Origin of the sequence: Psychrobacter lutiphocae DSM 21542, assembly GCF_000382145.1 — a bacterium.
Classification (GTDB): Bacteria; Pseudomonadota; Gammaproteobacteria; order Pseudomonadales; family Moraxellaceae; genus Psychrobacter; species Psychrobacter lutiphocae.
Map to the genome: position 1 here is coordinate 19,655 of NZ_KB907636.1, position 19,808 is coordinate 39,462.

Consider the following 19,808-nt stretch of genomic DNA (forward strand, 5'->3'; position numbering starts at 1 on the left):
CATAATTAGCTTAATAAGCGTCTCTTGCGTGTTGCAACTCATCTGCATTTTTCTCAAAGCGCTTTTTATCTATGATATAACCTTGAATTAAATAATTACGCAACCTCTGCGTTGCCCAGCGTCTGAACTGCACACCTTGTGGCGACTTTATTCGATAACCGACTGATATAACAACATCTAAGTCATAAAACACAACAGGTTTATCAGAATTTGCAATATGCATTTTTTGCATATTGCTTTTTTCAAAGATTTCTTCTTCTTTTAGAGCATTACGAATATGACGTGAAATAACAGACTGGTCTCGACCAAATAATTCAGTCATTTGAGCTTGGGATAACCATGCCGTATCTTTATCAAAGCGCACATTAACTTCAGTTTACCCATCGTCCAGCTCATAAATTTCAATGCTTGCGCCATCCGTGTTGTTATTATTGGTCATCCTTTACACCTTTTTTAAAAATTATAAATATTGTTCTGCCGACAGCTGTGAGTTTCGTGATATTTTTGACACCATTTTATAGTCAATCAATCTTAAAAGTGGTACAAGGCAAGCGAGTGCAAGTACTACTGTATTAGGCTTAGTGAGCTTAACGCTGTAACACTTTAAGAGTGGTTCGACTATATCCGTAGCTATTCCTGCCATCCGCTACTATCTTATACACCCACTGGCGCAGTGACTACAGGCTAAGCGTGTTCCTGTTATCTCGATACCACACCTAGCCAAGTCACTGCATGCCAGTGGTTATATAAGTATATCCGCTACTGTCAGGGCTAAACCGCACCTAAGGCAGGGTTAGCGGTATTTAATAAGCACCATTTTATTTACCAATAGGTTTGATTTTCTGCCTCTTTTAAGGCTTTTTAAATTGACATAAGTTATAATTTAAACTATAATACTCCTTAACAACTCCCCTAGTTTTACCAATCCATGCGGTTGGAGTATAAGACTAGGGGCTTTTTTATGTCTGTTAATTATGAGTGGTTTGCCATAAACTCCATAGTTTAGGGTCTAATTCAACGCCCATCTGCTTTAAGCTTACCGCACCATTTTCTACATCTGGAAAATCACTTAATACTGCTAAAAAACGTTCGTTCCACCTTGAGTTCGGACAAATCACATCTAGCATTCTTTTCATCAAACAAAAGTAAACAAATACTTTTCTTACTGATAAAGCTTTCCACTGTTTATCGTTTAGACCTTTTAAGCTTGCTTTAAATACTATGGCTTTATTCCATAAACGGCTGTGGTGAGCAGATACATTACGTATGAAATTAAAGGCATGTAAGTGTGATTGTAAGTGACTACCGCTTTGCAGGTGATAAATTTTTGCAATTTTATCTTTATCACTTTTTTTCATTCCTTTGAATAACGTTGACATGGTGCCAAAATCCCATGTTTCACAACTGACCCAAATTGGTAACGCAGAGTAATACTTATTATGATGAATAACATAAGTATTATTATTTCTTTTTTCGCGTTGTATGACATCTAAATGTCGCTTGAGCCATTTATCATGTTCAAAGTTAGCATCAAAATACTGGCTATCATGATAAGCCGTTGGACTATATTTGCCCAGCTCATAAGAAATATTAACACGCATTGCTATCTCAATTCTCTCTAACGCATCTAAAGCAAGCTGTCGTAGTTTTTTATCAAACAAATACAGCTCTTTAGCATCTTCAAAACGACTGCCTTCAATAAAGTTATCGAGCTTGTGCTTAGGATTATTTTGATCTATCTGCCTAAAAGAATAAAGATAACCACTAAGACGGTAGTAACCTATTGTTTTTAAATAGCCAATTGCCTTTTGTTCATTATTAACAATTAGCCCTCGATTTTTAAGTAATTCTAATTGCTGGTTAAAATTTGTCCATTGTTTTATAGGCTTTTTATTATTCATGTGGACTTTATTCCATTTATTATACTTAATTCGACTCAGGCGCAACCCAATCTCTAACATCAATCTTACCCGTCACCGCAGCTAAAATAAGGTTGTTTTGAAGCTTAGTGATCTTTTTAAGCTAAACACGATTTGAAATCAGCCAAACCTTGTCTATTTCCACCACTTGATACGCTTTATCACCAATTATGTGCTCGCCTAGTCGCTGTTCTTTATTTATCAGCGCAAAACTCTCAGCATCCCAAGCATCGTCCATATTAAAGACCTGAGTATAGCGATATTGCGCCCAGTTATAACGGTCCAAATACTGAGCTGTATCTTCGTTATAATGCTGTGAGCTCTTGACTCCCTCGTTGGGCTGAGCGTCTATGGGGCTGAATGTATTTTGATAAAAGTCTTTAAGATCATTAATAGCGCAAATGACCTGTGAATGGCTTAACTGATTTTCAAATAGCCAGATTTGTAAATAATAAGGCGTATCCAATTGCTTTAAGGACTTATCCCACGATTCATATATCTTTAGCAGATTTTCGATCAATAGCGTTTTAAGCTCTCCAGTAGGCTCTGGATAGACACTATTGATCAAACTAAGGCTCGACCAAGGACGCACCCAAAACTTGACATAATCACTATGCGTCTGCTTTAAGGCGTCTACATCAAGATTTTTGCAATTCTCCCCCCATTGTTTTATATGACGTTTGCGTCTATTAATGCCTCGGATTTTGCGATATTTGGTTTTATGTTTTGCCATTTTTTTCCTTTGTGTTTATCCTTACATCCTCATTATCGCTTGGATATACATCAAATTTAATTAACGAGCTTTATTAAATAGCTCATGGGTTACTCAGGCTTCACCCAATCTCTAACATCAATCTTACCCGTCACCGCAGCGGAAATTAGCGCAGTTCGGCGTTCTGAAAGAAGTTGGATTTGTTGTTTCGCTTTATTGCTTAACTTTTCAAAGGTTTCTATAAGATTCTTCAAATGCTTGCCTATTTCAACTTGTTCTTGATAAGGCGGAACTGCTATTTTTAGTGAATTAATTCTATCTACAGATATCCCAGGTTGTGCAGCTGAAACAGAGTATTGACCTAAATCCATAAATCTTAAAAACTCAGATAAAAAAACAATATCAAACTTTTCATGAGGGTATACAACAACTGCATGTTCTGTAGCAAAGAACTTACCATGACCTAAATTAATGTTTCCGCAAAGGGCACCTTGTCTACCAATTAGTACATAATCACCATCACAATTATATCTATTAGTATATCCTCTTAAACCATTCCCCCCTAGAACTGGGTACTCCCCCGTAGCTTCAATGTCATTAGAAGTAATTCCATCACCACTAAGTAGCTTTAATTTAAAACTAAGCTTAGAAACCTCCCAATGCGCAGGAACCTCACCCAACCACTCAACCCCCGAATCTTTCATCGGCACATCAGGATTTAAACCTTTGGTCACTGCATGACTAATCACCGCTTGACGCTTTTCGGTCAATAGCTCGATTAAGCGTTGTTGTTTTTCGATAAGAGTATCTATTTTGGCGGTTTCGTGGTCTAGGAAGTTGGCAATCTTGATTTGTTCATCAACTGAAGGAGTTACTATTTTAATATTAACTAAATCACTTGAATTGATAGCTGGATAACTAACACCTACAGACCTTGAAACAACTTCACCTATAAACCCTTTAAATCTAAGACTATATGATGCAAAGCCTTTATATAAAAGTTCTGTAGGTCTTATTACCGCAAAGCCTGTTGAGACTACCATATTTTCAGGAGGGTTGTTAATTGGAGCTATTGCCTCTAAATATGTTCTAACAGTTGATAATATGACATCACCATCTCTAACAATCCTTCTAGCCCTAGAGGGTGAGTTTTCATAAGTTATAGTTTCTGTATTTGTAATACCTTCTGTTGCTGAAACACTACCTATATCGACATAGATTAGCTCTTTATCTTTTGACGTAGATTCAGGTAGAACTTCATCATTATAGGTACATAAGAATTTTAACTTCTGGGCATCCCAACCACTTGGAATATCACCCAACCATTCAACCCCTGAGTCTTTATATTCAGGATAGGCTTTATAACGATTAGTCTGTTCATCCGCTTTATCATCAGTCACATACTTTAACGCGACTTCATTTACTTGCGACTCAGCCATTACGAATGCACCTCGCTAAGCAACTGCATAATCTCCGCACTCACCGCATCTAAGTCAGCATCAATCTCGCTAAGCGGTCTGGGTGGCTCGTACACATAGAAGTGACGGTTAAACGGTATCTCATAGCCCACAATACCAATCTCTTCATCGATGGCATCACGCTTGCCCGCATCAATCCACGCATCGGCCACATGCGGCTGTACTTCACGGGTAAAGTAGCTTTCAATTAGTTCAGTAGTGGTCACAGATGGGTCTAATGGAATATTTTCATAATCCCGTAAGTCGCTATCGGTCTCAAACTCAACAATTTTCGTTTTACCTTTGTTGTCACCTTTGCTGTTATCTGTTACTTCAAACGCACCGTATAACGGATTGGCTTCTTTGGCTGACTTCTTAATCACACGCTTAGCGTCAGGGTTTTTCCACGTTATCGCATTTAATATCTGCTTTCTATCTTTTGCTGATAAGTCCAGACCCGTATCTTTTATCGCTTGCTTAAATATGGCATCGAACTGGTTATAATCATCAAACTGCTCAGTACCAATCGCTTGCTGCAACGTCTTGGCAGCATTCATAATTGCCAACTGGTCAAGCCATAGTTTTTGGCTTAATACTTCTTTAATTTGTTTTTCTTTTAGTTCACTAAAGTCCGCTTTAATCATCGCACGTGCTTCAACTTGAATGTCATCGGTCAGCTGCCCAAAGTTACCATAATTGCTATTATTAGAGCTGGCATCAGTCCACTGCGCACCAAACTTCTCGTATAAAGCGGGCATGACTAAATCATAAGTACGCTCGGCATAACGCAGGGATTCAATCGCCTCATCGCTCATTTGCGCTGATAAACGTAGCGGACGCTCAATGGTCACACGGCGATAGCCAAACTCATGGGTAGCAAATATCTTACTGGCAAAGGTTTTGGCACTCTCAGTTTTAGGAGTCACCGATTGTCTGCCACGGTTTGACTTTTCATCAGCAGGCTTGTCAAGCTCACGGGCATCGACCACCTCAAAGGCACCAAAAGTACGGGTGATAACCTTGATATCCTCTTCACTCATCTCGTTCCGCTTAGAGCCAAGCGACTTACGCATCTTGCTATATAAATTGCTACCGTCAATGAGCTGTACCTTGCCCTTACGCTCAGGCGCTTTGTGGTTGGTCAATATCCACACATAAGTGGCAATACCTGTGTTATAGAACATATCTGTGGGCAGCGCAATAATCGCCTCAAGCAAGTCCGACTCTAGAATATAACGACGGATTTCACTCTCACCACTGCCTGCACCACCAGTAAATAGCGGTGAACCGTTTAAAATAATACCGATACGGCTACCAGTTACAGAGGTATCCTGTTGTTCCAATGATAGATTGGATAACGCCAGACTCTCATTATTTTGACTAGCCACAGGGCGCATCTTACTGATTAGATGTAATAAAAATAGCAATGAACCATCAGATACTCTAGGCAAGCCTGCCCCGAATCGTCCTTCAAATCCTTTTTCGTTGTGTTCTTTTCTAACCTTTTCAGATATTTTTTTCCAATCTACTCCAAAAGGTGGATTAGATAACATGTAATCGAATTTATATTTTATTAATGGTGCGTTATCATCCATTTGTTCTACATAGTCTAATTTATCTTCTGATAATGTATTGCCAAGTTTAATACGGCTGACCTCCTGACCTTTAATCAGCATATCCGCTTTACAGATGGCATAAGACTCAGGGTTTAGCTCCTGTCCAAAGGCACGTATTACCGCATTGGGGTTTAGCTCTAGCACGTACTCCATACCCGATGATAAAAATCCGCCCGTACCTGCCGTTGGGTCATAAATGGTACGAATGATACCCTCTTTACTTAGCGCCTCATCATCTTCCATGAATACCAATGACGTGGTTAATCGTACGATATCACGTGGGGTAAAGTGCTCCCCTGCCGTCTCGTTTGAACTTTCAGCAAAGCGGCGGATTAACTCCTCAAACACCAGCCCCATCTCATAGTTGGAAACAGCATCTGGGCTTAAATCGATATTCATAAACTTTTGTACTACTTTGTACAATAAGTTCGCATCATCTAACTGCCCGACAAACTCTTCAAATTTAAAATGATCAAATATCTCACGGGCATCTTTAGAAAATGATTGGATATAGTGACTTAGGTTGGCTGCGATATCGCTTTGACCCATCTTAGCCAGCGTCATTGGTGAAGTGTTATAAAATGCCAACTTGTTTGTCTTACGCAATAAAAACCTAGCCTGTGCTTCTTCAGTTGTTGGCTTTAGATCATCATCAGGCATTGCCAGTAAGCGTTGATACTCAGCGACAACAGCCTCTTTGGTGTCCTCGAGCACACACTCTAAGCGGCGCAATAGCGTAAAGGGTAAGATAATGCGCCCATACTGCGACTGCTTAAAGTCGCCACGCAGCAGATCAGCAACCGACCAAATAAAGGCGGCTAGGTTGTTAGAGGTTTGAGTAGACTTTGTATGCTTGCTTTGTGAAATTGTCATAGGATGCTTATGCTTTGCAAAAAAGGGTGGAATATCTCGGGCAAGTTATTGCCTAAATCTGTTTAGTTTAGGTCTAATGTGCGGCTTTGTCTACATCAGCCTGTGAGTATTAGGCGGTTAGCCCAAAGTGATTGAAGATGATTCAAAGCACCTGAGAAAAACCATCGTATTCGGTTAAATACGACGGCTGAATGGTGCTAAGCATTATAGAGTGCTATACCGTATCTTCTAACGACAGCATATCCATAATCAGCTTAATGACGAGCACCCTCAGTTTGAACTGTCGCAAATGGTAATGGCGCAAGCAGTAGCGCTTATAGCTGGTGCTAGCTTAGCTGTCATGGTGTTGTCTGTCATCACATTGACCTTAGGTTTGGGTATCCATTTTTTAGATACCAGTTTAGTATAGCCAATTACTTATAAAATAACTTTCGAGGTTTGGGATTGATAGCGGTTAACTGTGGCTCACCATCCTGAAAAATGTTATAGTTAGTCTCCTACTATTTGACAGAATTTTTAGCAAATTCATCTCATTACCGATAATATACATCGGCAATAATACACATCGGAAATAATATACATCGGCAACGCTCTCATGTAGTCCCTTCAGTACTTTATATATTTCAATCAGTTAATCAGGTCGTCTATGGCATTTGTACATCTTGGTATTCACAGTGAATTTTCTATTACCGACTCTATTATTCGCATCAAGCCCATGGTCAAGGCTGCCGCAGCCGATGGCCAAATGGCACTGGCTTTAACCGACCTGTCTAACTTATATGCGGCGGTTAAGTTTTATCGTGCTTGCTTGGATGTGGGCATCAAGCCTATTATTGGTTCAGAAATTATCCTAGATGATGAAAACACACGCCTAACCCTACTGGCGATGGACAATGAAGGCTACAAAAGCATCACTCGTATTGTGTCGCTAGGCTATACCGATGGGCGTATGAATCCTGAGAATAAAGGCACGCCTATCGTCAAAAAAGAACACGTCTTCGCCAACAGTGAGGGTGTCATTGTCTTATTAACCGAAAAATCGGATGTTGGACAGGCCTTACTAGGCTCTAACCCTGAGCGTGCCATTCCGTTAATTGAAGAATATAAAGCGGTATTTGATGACAGATTATATTTTGCTATTAAGCGTACCAAACGTGCCCATGAGGATGCATTTATTGAGCAAGCGATTAACGTAGGAGCGCAGCAGGGTATCGCTATCGTTGCCCATAATGATGTTCGCTTTTTGGTAGAAGATGACTTTGATGCACACGAGGCTCGGGTGTGTATCGCCACCTCTCACGTTTTGGCAGATCCCAACCGTCCGCATGACTACTCAAGTGAGCAATATCTAAAAACACAGCAACAAATGATAGAGTTATTCGCCGATATCCCACAAGTGATTGACAACACAGTGGTATTAGCGCAGCGCTGTAACGTTACCTTAACCTTGGGCATTAACGTCTTGCCTGAATTCCCCGTTCCTGAAGGTGAAACTATTGAATCGTTTTTCCGTTCAGAGTCACAGCGTGGACTTAACGCCCGCCTTGATAAGCTTTATCCAGTTGCAGAACGAGATGACACTTGGCCAGAGGTACGTAAACCTTATGATGAGCGCTTAGAGCATGAGCTTAATATAATCTTATCGATGGGGTTCCCAGGTTACTTCTTAATCGTTATGGACTTTATCCGCTGGGCAAAAGCCAATGGCGTACCAGTAGGCCCTGGTCGTGGGTCGGGTGCTGGTTCACTGGTCGCTTATGCGCTGAACATTACCGACTTAGATCCACTTCATTATGACCTGTTATTTGAGCGCTTTTTAAACCCTGAGCGGGTATCTATGCCTGACTTTGATATCGACTTTTGTATTGAAGGTCGTGATCGAGTAATTGAGTATGTCGCCAGTCAATACGGACGAGAAGCGGTGTCGCAGATTATTACCTTTGGTACCATGGCGGCCAAGGCTGTGGTGCGAGATGTGGCACGTGTTCAAAGTAAGTCTTATGGTCTGGCTGATAGAATCTCTAAGTTAATTCCAAAAACACCGGGTATTTCACTCCAAGATGCGCTGATTGAAGAACCTCAGTTAAAAGACTTAATATCCAACCCAAATAACATGGACTATGAAGATGCCTCTGAAATTTGGGAAATGGCGTTAAAGCTTGAAGGCATTACCCGTAACGTGGGTAAACATGCCGGTGGTGTCTTGATTGCACCAAACAAAATTACTGACTTTAGTGCCATCTATTGCGATGAAGAAGGTCACCGAGTCAGTCAGTATGATAAAGATGATGTTGAAGCAGTCGGTTTGGTGAAATTCGACTTCTTGGGTCTGCGTAACTTGACTGTGATTAATGCCGCTGTGAAGAACATCAATGATAGACGTGCTCGTGAGAACAAGCCACCCATTGAGCTTGAGGACTTACCGCTTGATGATGCAAATGCTTACAAACTACTGCAAGATGCCAAAACCACCGCTGTCTTCCAACTAGAAAGCTCAGGCATGAAAAAATACCTGTCTAAGCTGCAACCAACCAACATTGAAGACGTGATTGCGATGTGTGCCCTTTATCGCCCAGGCCCACTTGATGCTGGGATGGTAGAGATGTACATTGACCGTAAGCATGGTCGTGAGCAGGTTGTGTACGACCACCCGAACCTTGAGCCGATTTTGGAAAATACCAACGGCGTTATCGTCTATCAAGAGCAGGTAATGCAGATCTCTCAGGTGATGGCCGGATATAGCTTAGGCGGTGCCGATATGCTGCGCCGGGCTATGGGTAAGAAAAAACCAGAAGAGATGGCAAAGCAGCGCAACATCTTCGTTACAGGTGCAACTGAGCAAGGTATAGATCCTGTCGTTTCTGGTGGTGTGTTTGACTTGATGGAAAAATTTGCTGGATACGGCTTTAACAAGTCACATTCGGCTGCTTATGGCGTGCTTGCCTATCAAACAGCTTATCTAAAATATTATTATCCAGCCGAGTTTATGGCTGCTGTATTAACCTCAGACATGAACAACACCGACAACGTGGTGTTCTTTATTAATGACTGTCGTGAAAACTTCGGTCTAACTGTTGATAATCCTTCTGTCAACCGCAGTCAATGGCAATTTGTAGCAGATAAACCGACTAATATTATTTATGGATTAGGTGCCATTAAAGGGGTTGGTGAAGGTGCGGTTGAGTCTATCGTACAGGCTCGCAATCAAGGCGGTATCTTTACTGATTTATATGATTTTTGTCGCCGCGTTGATATCAAAAAGGTTAACAAACGCACATTAGAAGCACTGATTAAGTCAGGCTGCTTTGATGACTTTGCTGAGAACTTACGTCCAGATCTTGCACCTAATCAGCGCTACCAGATCCGCGGCGCCTTAATGGATCAGCTGCCCAGTGCGGTACAAGCGGCAGAGCAAGAGCGTCAGAATAATGAAATGGGCATGATGGATCTATTCAGTGAAGTCGATAATGCCACCACTGCCCCACCCCTACCGACTGCGCCTGAGCTGATTTGGGGTGACAAGCACCGTCTAAAAGCAGAAAAAGACACGTTAGGCCTGTATCTTACTGGACATCCTCTGGATCAATATCGTAAGGAGGTGGGCGTTTATACCGCTAATGCCCGATTAGACAGCCTGTCAGATACGGGTTACAACGGCAGCACCTTATTCGCTGGATTAATCATTGATATTGCCAACTTCGGTAACCGCTGCGTGATTACCTTAGATGATGGTACCGCGCGTTTGGAAGTCAGCTGTTATGCCGAACGCTTTAATCGCATCAAAGACAAGCTCAAAGTCGATGAAGTGATTGTTATTAAAGGTGGTATTCGAGATCGTGATGGGCGTTTATTCGCACGCTTAGACAATGCTTACACTTTACTTGAGTGTCGTCAACGTTGGGTGAAGAAAATTAGCGTTAAAATTCACAGCGAAGATACTCAGTTACTTGATTCCTTACTGCCTTTGCTCAAGCCTGCGCAATTAGATATTATCCCTACTGCTGTATCATTTTTAGAAGATGACAATGAAGCGAGCGAAGCAGATACAATGGATGCCTATTACAATCAAGACGGTGGTATGGCACCCGCTTCAGCAGCCAATCAAAACGATGGCTGTATTCCTTTGGCATTAAATGTATTTACCGATTACGCCATTGCCAGCGTGCAGCTCAATGATGATTGGCGCTTATATCCAACGGATGACAACTTAATGCAGTTAAGCCAAGTGGTGCCTGATGACCATTTATACTTTCATTATAGTTAGTTGCATAACAGTTAGCTTCACGACAGCTCATTGATGTTATTTGATGCGCCAACCTCAATTTAAAGTATAAGCTGTAGCTTATGCAAGGTTTGGCTCCCTTCCTTTCTCAAAGGAAGGGTTGGGGATGGATTTTCAACAAACATCGCAAATAATCCCCCTAAATCCCTGAGGAGGGATAAAGCAAAGCACTGCTTTGCCCCGACGTAAGAGAAAATCTATGATTTTCTAAACTGAAAAAGGGGGACTTGCCACCCTTTTTAGTATTTTGTAACAGATAAGCTAAAGATACTGTCAATAAACTTATAAGGTTACCAACTATTCATGTTGAGAGTGGGGTATTTGATGGATATTACAAGTAATAAATAACAACAGAAAAAGAAGCTAAAAAAAGAAGTCCCAGTTATAAACTAGGACTTCTTTTTTATACTAACTTTATGCTAAAACATTAAGCTCATTTGCTTAATAGAAACCGTGAGCTAAACACTATGAGCTAAAACTATGAGCGTGCTTCAAAGGCCGCTTCAAAGATGCCGATAACATCTGCTTTATCACCCTGTACTGGGTTGGTCACCGCACACACATCTTTTAATGCGTTTTCTGCCAGCTCATCAAAGTCTTCACGTTTAACGCCCAGCTCTTTTAGCGACTTAGGAATATTGACAATGTCTGCCATTCTCTTAATCGCATCAATAGTATTCAAGCCAGCCAAGTCACTGTTATTATCTACCAATATCTTACCTATTTCATCCAAACGCTGCTTGGCCGTCTCTGAAGTTTGGTTATAAGCTTCCACGTGAGGCAATAGTAAGGCGTTACATACGCCATGTGGCAAGTTATACATACCACCCAACTGGTGCGCCATCGCATGGACATAACCCAATGATGCGTTGTTAAATGCCATACCCGCTAAGAACTGCGCATAAGCCATGTCATCACGTGCTTGCATGTTTTTTGGCTCTGCAACGGCGACTGGCAAGGCTTTTGCAATCAACTCAACCGCTTTTAATGCACACGCATCAGTAATAGGGCTAGCACCTGTCGATACGTAAGCTTCAACTGCGTGAGTTAAAGCATCCATACCCGTAGCGGCAGTGAGGCTTGCTGGCATGCCTGCCATTAACTCTGGATCATTAATAGACAAGATTGGTGTCACATTACTATCAACGATCGCCATTTTGATATGACGCTCTTCGTCAGTAATAATGGTGAAGCGTGTCATTTCTGACGCGGTACCTGCCGTAGTATTAATAGCAATCAAAGGCAGTTGACTGGTCTTTGATTGATCCAAGCCTTCATAGTCTTCAATTTTACCACCGTTGGTCGCTACCAGAGCAATGCCTTTGGCACAGTCATGTACAGAGCCACCACCTAATGAGACAACACTATCAGCTCCATGCTGCTTTAACTGATCTAGACCAGCATTTACATTGCTCACTGTTGGGTTAGGTTGTACTTCTGCGAACACAGAAACATCAATATCTTTAGACTGAAGCAGTTCTTTTACTTTGTCTGCTAAGCCAATACCTGCGATGCCTTGGTCTGTCACCAACAATACTTTTTTTAGGTTCAGTTTACTGATTTGGTCAATACCTGCTTGTAATGCACCTTCACCAATTAGGTTGTTTGAAGGCATAAAAAATTGTGATAAAGCCATGGGGTTCTCCTTTGACTATGACTATGACTATGACTATGACTATGACTATGACTATGACTAATATTAAAAAAAGTGAAAAAGTTAAAAAAAGTGAATAAAGTTAAAAAAAGCGAATAAAGTTATATAAAGCACCCCGCTCTCAACTATTTATAACCTATTGATATTTAAATTATAACCTATTGATATTTAAAGGTTTATACCAGTAAATCTTAACAACTAAATATTTTAAGCCCTTTAAAATCAAGGGTTAAGAAAAAAGAGTTGAGATTCGGATATAAAGTAGATCAGTGATGTGGTGAAAATTTGGTTTAGTTATAATTTAACATTAATCCGCTTTTGTATTGTGGATATTTGATTGCAAATAGGTAAACATATTTAACTGCGGCACTGCTCTCAGCCAATATTTATCATATATATAGCATCACATACCAAGACTCATATCAATAAATACACATCTCAATAAATGATGGGGAGTGAAATGATGAAGACTATCAAAACCCATTACCTAGCTATCTGATTATGCTGTATCTACTTTGAGCAAATTTTGATTAAACTTAACTAAAATCAATGCCATTAGTAGACAAATAAAAAAATAGACGGTCAAAAAAATGATTAAAAAATGACCAAAATGAGCTCAATTAATGTAACGTAACGTTTCAATTTAGAGGTTATGGTAACTGCAAAATTTTTAATTTTTTCGGCTACGGGCTGTTTGCAATCATAGCGAGAAGACACAGGCGCGCATAATTTTTTTATTTAAACTGTCAAAAATAATTAAGCACCAATAAAACTCAATTAACATATAAAAATCCGCAAAACCTTATATTTCAACGGATTTAAACAATTATCTGCTGCTTTTAGTGTTGATTAATAGAGATAGATAACAAAAAAAACCCTATATAACTAAGTTAATTTCTATTAATTAAAACTTAACAGTTTAATTGCGTTTTCCGAATACATTTGCCCACAAACAGTAAACTACTAATGTACATCAACTGTAACTCAGTGCTTGCCAATATGAGCGTTGCTACATATACTAGTCGCCAATAAGTGATAAAAACCAAACAAAAAAATAATTTTTGATTGTGAGGTTTTACTTACTTATTATGATTAAGTCAACGCTCAATATTGATGTATACATCTAAGAGATTGGCTTTAATTGTAATGTTGTTATTTCACTGTTTTTATAAATATTATCTGTATAATTTTTATAATAACTAAACTACTAAATCTAAAAAAAATAGGATAATAACTATGTCAAGCAAATTAGAACTATTAACCCCACAAAACTCTCAAGTAATCTTTATTGACCAACAGCCACAAATGGCGTTTGGCGTACAGTCAATTGACCGTCAAACTCTAAAAAACAACGTCGTTGCTTTAGCTAAATCAGCCAAAGTATTCGACATCCCAGTAACGATTACTACTGTTGAAACTAACAGCTTCTCTGGTCACACTTACCCAGAATTACTAGCTGTATTCCCAGAAAACAAAATCCTAGAGCGCACTTCAATGAACTCTTGGGATGACCAAAACGTACGTGATTTCCTAGCGAAAAACGCACAAGAAGGTCGTAAGAAAGTTGTTGTATCAGGTCTATGGACTGAAGTATGTAACCTGACCTTCTCACTATCTTGCTTACAAGATACTGATTATGAAATCTACATGGTAACTGACGCTTCAGGCGGTACTTCAGTTGAAGCACACGAACAAGCTATCAACCGTATGATTCAAGTTGGTGTTGTGCCTGTAACTTGGCAGCAAGTGCTACTAGAATGGCAACGTGACTGGGCAAAACGTGACACTTATGATGCAGTTATGGACGTTGTAAGAGAGCATTCAGGTGCTTACGGTTTCGGTGTTGACTATGCATACACTATGGTTCACGGTGCTCCAGAGCGTACAGAACATGGCGAAATGATTGGTCCAAACCCAGCTAACAAATAAGTCATAAACCTATTGTTGGCGCGTTTGAGGTAATACAATAAGGCGTTTAACATAAGTTTATAACTGGTTAAGCTTATAACTAGTAGAAGAGGATTAATTGAGTATGAGAGTTAACACCTGATTTGGTTGCTTCTCTGCTTGATTAATCCTTTATTTTTAACAACCCTAAGAGGATATAAATTATGAAAATTTATATTGTATCCCTAATTGTAGGTGTTCTTGTTGGGGTTCTTTACGGTGTTCTTAATGTGCGTTCACCAGCACCACCAACGTGGGCGTTAGCAGGCCTATTAGGCATGTTGCTTGGTGAGGACATTGTTAAATACACCAAACAACATTTTTCTAAAACAGAGCAAGTACAAGTCCAGCAGCAACAATCAGCACAAAGCCCTGTTGCAACAAAAGCGACAACCGATAAAAACGGTGCAGACACTTAATGCTGCTAACAACTCATTTCATTGACAACAATGTTTCATTTTTGTCTAGCTAGTAAATAACGCTATGATGGTCAAAACGACTATCTTCAATTGTCAGATAGCCATAACAAACAATATCTCGTTGACTACCATGCTTATTAACACGATATTAGGATAATAATTATGACAACTCCCGACATTATTTATTATAACGGTAAAATAACTACCCTCGATCGATCTAATCCTACGGCATCAGCGGTCGCAATCAAAGATGGACGCTTTGTTAAAGTTGGTACTGACTCAGAAGTTTTAGATTTGGCTGGCTCAAACACAAAATCTATTAACCTAAAAGGTCGTAGCGTACTACCAGGTCTATTTGATAACCATACTCACGTTATCCGTGGTGGCTTGAACTACAATATGGAACTACGTTGGGATGGTGTTCGCTCACTAGCTGATGCGATGGCAATGCTAAAAGATCAAGTTGATAAGACACCTGCACCTCAGTGGGTACGTGTGGTTGGTGGTTTTACTGAAAATCAATTTGTTGAAAAACGTTTACCAACTATTGATGAATTAAACGCCGTTGCACCAGATACACCTGTATTCATCTTGCACTTATATGACCGTGCCTTACTCAACGCAGCTGCTCTACGTGCCGTTGGTTATACCAAAGAAACTCCAGAACCACCAGGTGGCGAAATTCAGCGTGATGCCAATGGTAATCCAACAGGTCTGTTATTGGCAAAACCAAACGCAAGCATCCTATATGCGACGTTAGCGAAAGGTCCAAAACTACCTTTCGATTATCAGCTAAACTCTACTCGTCACTTTATGCGTGAATTAAACCGCTTAGGGGTTACTGGTATTATTGACGCTGGTGGTGGCTCACAAAACTTCCCTGATGATTATGAAGTCATTCAAAAGTTGCATGAAGAAGATCAGCTAACCGTACGCATGGCATACAACTTATTTACGCAAAAGCCAAACGAAGAAAAAGAAGACTTCTTAAACTGGACCTCCTCAGTAACCTATAAACAGGGGGATGATTACTTCCGCCATAACGGTGCAGGTGAAATGTTGGTTTATTCAGCAGCTGACTTTGAAGACTTCCGTCAGCCACGCCCTGAAATGCCACCAAATATGGAAGAAGATCTTGAAGAGGTCGTACGAATTTTGGCTCAAAATAAGTGGCCTTGGCGCTTACACGCAACCTATGATGAAACGATTGAGCGTGCCTTAAACGTATTTGAAAAGGTTAATAAAGAGATTCCATTTGAAAACTTAAACTGGTTCTTTGATCATGCTGAGACTATCTCTCAAAAATCAATCGACCGTATCGCTGAATTAGGTGGTGGTATTGCTGTTCAGCACCGTATGGCCTATCAAGGTGAGTACTTCGCTGAGCGCTATGGCACAGCAGCAGCCTCTAATACTCCACCAGTGAAGCAAATGCTTGAAAGTGGTGTTAAGGTATCAGCTGGTACTGATGCCACTCGTGTTGCGTCATACAACCCTTGGGTATCATTAGCTTGGTTGATCAGTGGTCAAACTGTTGGCGGTATGCAGCTGTATGATCAAGACAACCTACTAGACCGTGAAACTGCACTACGTATGTGGACAGAGAACGTAGCTTGGTTCACTAACGAAGAAGGCTCACGTGGTCGTATCGAAGAAGGTCATCTAGCTGACTTTATCGTACCGAACAAAGACTTCTTTGCAGTACCAGAAAATGAAATTCCATACTTAACTTCAGACTTAACTGTGGTTGGTGGTAAGCCTGTCTTTGGTGCTGGCGAGTTCTCTGACTTTGACAACCCAATTCCACCAGCAATGCCAGATTGGTCACCAGTTAACAAATATGGTGGTTATGCCGCTTGGGCAGATCCAGAAGGTGCTGGTAAAAACTCATTAGCGCCTAATGGTGCAGCAATGGCCGCATCTTGTGGTTGTTCAAGTGCTTGTGCTGTGCATGGTCACAACCACGCTAAAGCATGGAATTCAAGTGTTCCTGCTTCTAGCATGAAAGACTTCTTTGGCGCCTTTGGTTGCTCTTGCTGGGCAGTGTAACCGCTAAGGTTCTACGCCTACTCTAAGGTAACAACGTTAGTCTTTTCTTTAAAGGCTAACTAAAAAAAGAAGCTAGTTATATAAAATTATAACAAGCTATAAAAGAAGTTAGAAGTTAACAATATACAAAAACAGCCCGTTGATACTTCAACGGGCTGTTTTTTTAGATAGCTATTTTTTAGATGCTCACTGTTTAGGTGCTTACGTTTAAGCTGATAACGCAAGACTACAAAAGCATGAATAACTAAACTTTATCTGGGTCTTCGCTTTAGCCTTGAACCAGCTATGCGCCTCCAGCACCACGCATTGAAGCTTCACTATTTTTAACCAGCATATGTCTTGCCGTCTCTTTTAGCTTCTGCCACTCTTGCTCATCTACTTCAATACCCTTATCCCAAGACTGTTGATGACTTGCTAAAATATCATCGGCACTGACAAGCTGTGCATATTGATTGTCGTAATCGTTGATTTCAAAATTGTGATAAGCCAGCTCTATCGTCATATTTTGAATACTGTCAGCGTTTTTGCTGGCCTGATTATTATAAAAGTACAGGTCTGGATAAATACTACCTAGATTTAAAATAAACAAGGTGTGTTTAGGGTCACTGCCATTGTCCCAACGTGCCATACAAGCAATGCCTTTGGGTGCTAATTTTACTAGCTCACCATAAGCCAACCAACGGTTACGACATTTTTTTAACTCTAATACCAAATGTTCGCTGTCCGTCAATTGCTCTAACGCATAGTCAATAATCGCAGGTAAGTGATATACCAGACTATTGCCATGAAAGTCGAATTCTAGCTTTTTGGTCTCAGCAACCACTGGATGCGCAACCTCATCAACCACCACATCATCGATAATCTTATCGCCCACAATTTCTATCGCCACTTCCTGCTCAGAGAACAAAAAATCACTGGCTTTATTAAATTGGCGAATACCGTCTAAGCCTGCCATTTGTAATTCAGCAACCATATTGGCAATCAAATCTGCTTCACCACATTCTCGGTGCATCCCTAAAAAGGCTTTTTGTACCAATGTAATAATTTCATTGTGCGATACGATCATAACGATACTCCTTCTTGTGCTGCCTCTTCTGGTTGTAACTCCCCAATCTTCGGTAACAAAGGAAATAACCATTCTTCGCCGTGAGCTTCTTTAAATAAAGGAGCACCCTGAAACAAGGTAATACGTACCCAGCGATCTGAACGTGGGTCAAATTTGGTTGCGCCGAACATTGCTAATTTACAGCGCAGCAAGTGCATCGGTAATGCCTCTTTATGTAGCACATTCATTTGAATGTCGCCCATCAGTTTGTGACCCATACTCCAGGTACGACGAATGATGCCACGATACTTAGGCTGCTTTAAGATAAACTCGGACAGCTTCATCTCAGGGTCTACATCTTGAATGGCCAGATACAAGTTACGTGCTTGACGACCGATATCCAGTGGCAATTCCTTTTCTACACCCTCTTCTTCACCACGTATGCCCAATCTCGGCTCTTCTTTGTCTTCAGAGCGATACCAGAACCAATAAGAATTATCAGGTTCGTTATAGTCGGTGTGAATGGCCCACTGATAGCGTGATTCTAATACCTGCTGTAAATCTTTGACTTTTTTGCCAAGTGGCAATTCCATATTCTCATCTGCATTCATGTCAGATTCGAAGGTGTCAACGATTTCTGGATATAGCTCCATCAAGCAAGCAATCAGCACTTCATGTGCTTCAAGACTTAGATGTTCATAATGGGTCAACACCTCACGCCAAGTGCTGTGCTTTAATATCTCCTCATCAGAGATGCTTTGTAAATCACTCACAGCAGTAGCATTTAATTGAATCTGATTGTCATCGATGGTAACAATTTCACTAAAATGCTGAATGGCACGCTGTAAATATTTATGCAGTAGTGCTGCTTTATTAGGTTCTACAGCCTCATCCAGTACAACTGCTAACGCCTGCTCTCTGGTACTTAGCCACTTATCCACGATGCAAGGATGATTGATTAAATACGGTGCCATACCAAGTCCTGTGGCATTACCAACACCTAGGTATCTTTGTAGCTTAGGATGCAGACTTACCGCCTTATCGCCGCCTTTGTTTTTTGCCAAAAAGTCTACCCAGTCTAAGCTAAACTGTTTTAGCAAATACACCGCACACATTTGTGCACTAAATGACTGACCAAAATCAGCACTGTTTTCTAACGGTTTAAAGTCATGAATACCAAATTTACCGTTCCCATAAACGGCTGTGGTTCTTAAGATATAACCAACTTGCGCCAATACTTCTGGATCTGGCTGGTTGCCAGATGCCAAGCGATCTACGATATGATCAAATACACGCACACTTTTATTAGCACGTGCCAGTACGATAACTTTATTTGAGTTTCTTCCGGCTTCTTGTAGCGGCACATTTTCACTTAACTGTTTTAAAAGCTCATCAGGCACATCACCATGCACCATGCAGAAAGTAACATCCCACCTATTGGCAATAACGCGGTCAATGCGCTCTTCATCTGAGATTTCATCACAGAATATAACCAAATGATAAATCCCATTGTGGGTATCCAATCGATAGGTCACATGTCCATAACCTTCAGGAGATAACCCCCAATCTGCCAAGCTAAGCTGCCATTTTTCTTTAGCAATTTTCCTAAGCAAGGTTCTGACAAAGCTTAGCCGAGTCTGATGCATAGAGCCCAATCGGTTGGGGTCCATCACCACGCTTGGCGCTCTTAATGTAGGTACTTGTGTATCATTTCCCTGATTATTTTCAACTTTGTTTATGTGCATCTAGATTTCCTTATCGTTCGTACTGTTATAAAGTTTTATTTTTTGTTTGCGGTCTATCTCCTGTATCTATCAATAACTGTCGTAAGTTTT

Annotated in this window: 12 protein-coding genes; 4 read left to right on the top strand and 8 right to left on the bottom strand. The window is 40.6% G+C overall.

From position 1 onward, the window contains the following. Positions 1-10: 10 nt before the first annotated feature. The 5 genes from rhuM to H140_RS0107095 form a co-directional block, all read right to left on the bottom strand. Positions 11-364, bottom strand: a complete 354-nt coding sequence (gene rhuM, locus H140_RS14910; RefSeq protein WP_228127160.1) for a RhuM family protein — start codon at positions 362-364, stop codon at positions 11-13. A 604-nt stretch (positions 365-968) separates the two neighbouring features. Then, positions 969-1,901, bottom strand: a complete 933-nt coding sequence (locus H140_RS0107080) for an Abi family protein (protein ID WP_019672965.1) — start codon at positions 1,899-1,901, stop codon at positions 969-971. A 121-nt stretch (positions 1,902-2,022) separates the two neighbouring features. Further along, positions 2,023-2,652 (bottom strand): hypothetical protein, encoded by a 630-nt coding sequence (locus tag H140_RS0107085; protein WP_019672966.1) that lies wholly within the window; start codon positions 2,650-2,652, stop codon positions 2,023-2,025. A gap of 89 nt (positions 2,653-2,741) precedes the next feature. Continuing rightward, positions 2,742-4,070 (bottom strand): restriction endonuclease subunit S, encoded by a 1,329-nt coding sequence (locus H140_RS0107090; RefSeq protein ID WP_019672967.1) that lies wholly within the window; start codon positions 4,068-4,070, stop codon positions 2,742-2,744. After that, a complete protein-coding gene (locus tag H140_RS0107095; protein ID WP_019672968.1) occupies positions 4,070-6,577 on the bottom strand; it encodes a type I restriction-modification system subunit M in 2,508 nt (835 codons plus the stop codon). The genes H140_RS0107090 and H140_RS0107095 overlap by 1 nt, the downstream gene beginning before the upstream one ends. Before the next feature lie 646 nt (positions 6,578-7,223). On the opposite strand from H140_RS0107095, the gene dnaE reads away from it, so the two are divergent. Next, a complete protein-coding gene (gene dnaE / locus H140_RS0107105; RefSeq protein ID WP_019672970.1) occupies positions 7,224-10,841 on the top strand; it encodes a DNA polymerase III subunit alpha in 3,618 nt (1,205 codons plus the stop codon). Positions 10,842-11,337: 496 nt separating this feature from the next. On the opposite strand, the gene H140_RS0107110 is transcribed toward dnaE, so the two are convergent. Continuing rightward, complete coding sequence (locus H140_RS0107110; protein WP_019672971.1) at positions 11,338-12,495, bottom strand: iron-containing alcohol dehydrogenase; 1,158 nt, start codon at positions 12,493-12,495, stop codon at positions 11,338-11,340. A gap of 1,254 nt (positions 12,496-13,749) precedes the next feature. On the opposite strand from H140_RS0107110, the gene H140_RS0107115 reads away from it, so the two are divergent. From H140_RS0107115 to H140_RS0107125, 3 genes are all read left to right on the top strand, one after another. Beyond that, entirely contained in the window at positions 13,750-14,442 is a 693-nt protein-coding gene (locus tag H140_RS0107115) for a hydrolase (protein WP_019672972.1), read from the top strand. A gap of 182 nt (positions 14,443-14,624) precedes the next feature. Then, positions 14,625-14,879 (top strand): DUF1427 family protein, encoded by a 255-nt coding sequence (locus tag H140_RS0107120; RefSeq protein ID WP_019672973.1) that lies wholly within the window; start codon positions 14,625-14,627, stop codon positions 14,877-14,879. Between the two features lie 162 nt (positions 14,880-15,041). After that, the gene (locus H140_RS0107125) at positions 15,042-16,928 is read left to right on the top strand and encodes an amidohydrolase (protein WP_019672974.1); all 1,887 of its coding nucleotides are present in this window, start codon (positions 15,042-15,044) and stop codon (positions 16,926-16,928) included. A gap of 283 nt (positions 16,929-17,211) precedes the next feature. Here the strand turns inward: H140_RS0107125 and H140_RS0107130 are convergent, their stop codons facing one another. Then, positions 17,212-17,994 (bottom strand): DUF3726 domain-containing protein, encoded by a 783-nt coding sequence (locus H140_RS0107130; protein ID WP_019672975.1) that lies wholly within the window; start codon positions 17,992-17,994, stop codon positions 17,212-17,214. Continuing rightward, on the bottom strand, positions 17,991-19,718 hold the full coding sequence (locus H140_RS0107135; protein ID WP_019672976.1) for a hypothetical protein: 1,728 nt from the start codon (positions 19,716-19,718) through the stop codon (positions 17,991-17,993). The genes H140_RS0107130 and H140_RS0107135 overlap by 4 nt, the downstream gene beginning before the upstream one ends. Between the last annotated feature and the right edge of the window lie 90 nt (positions 19,719-19,808).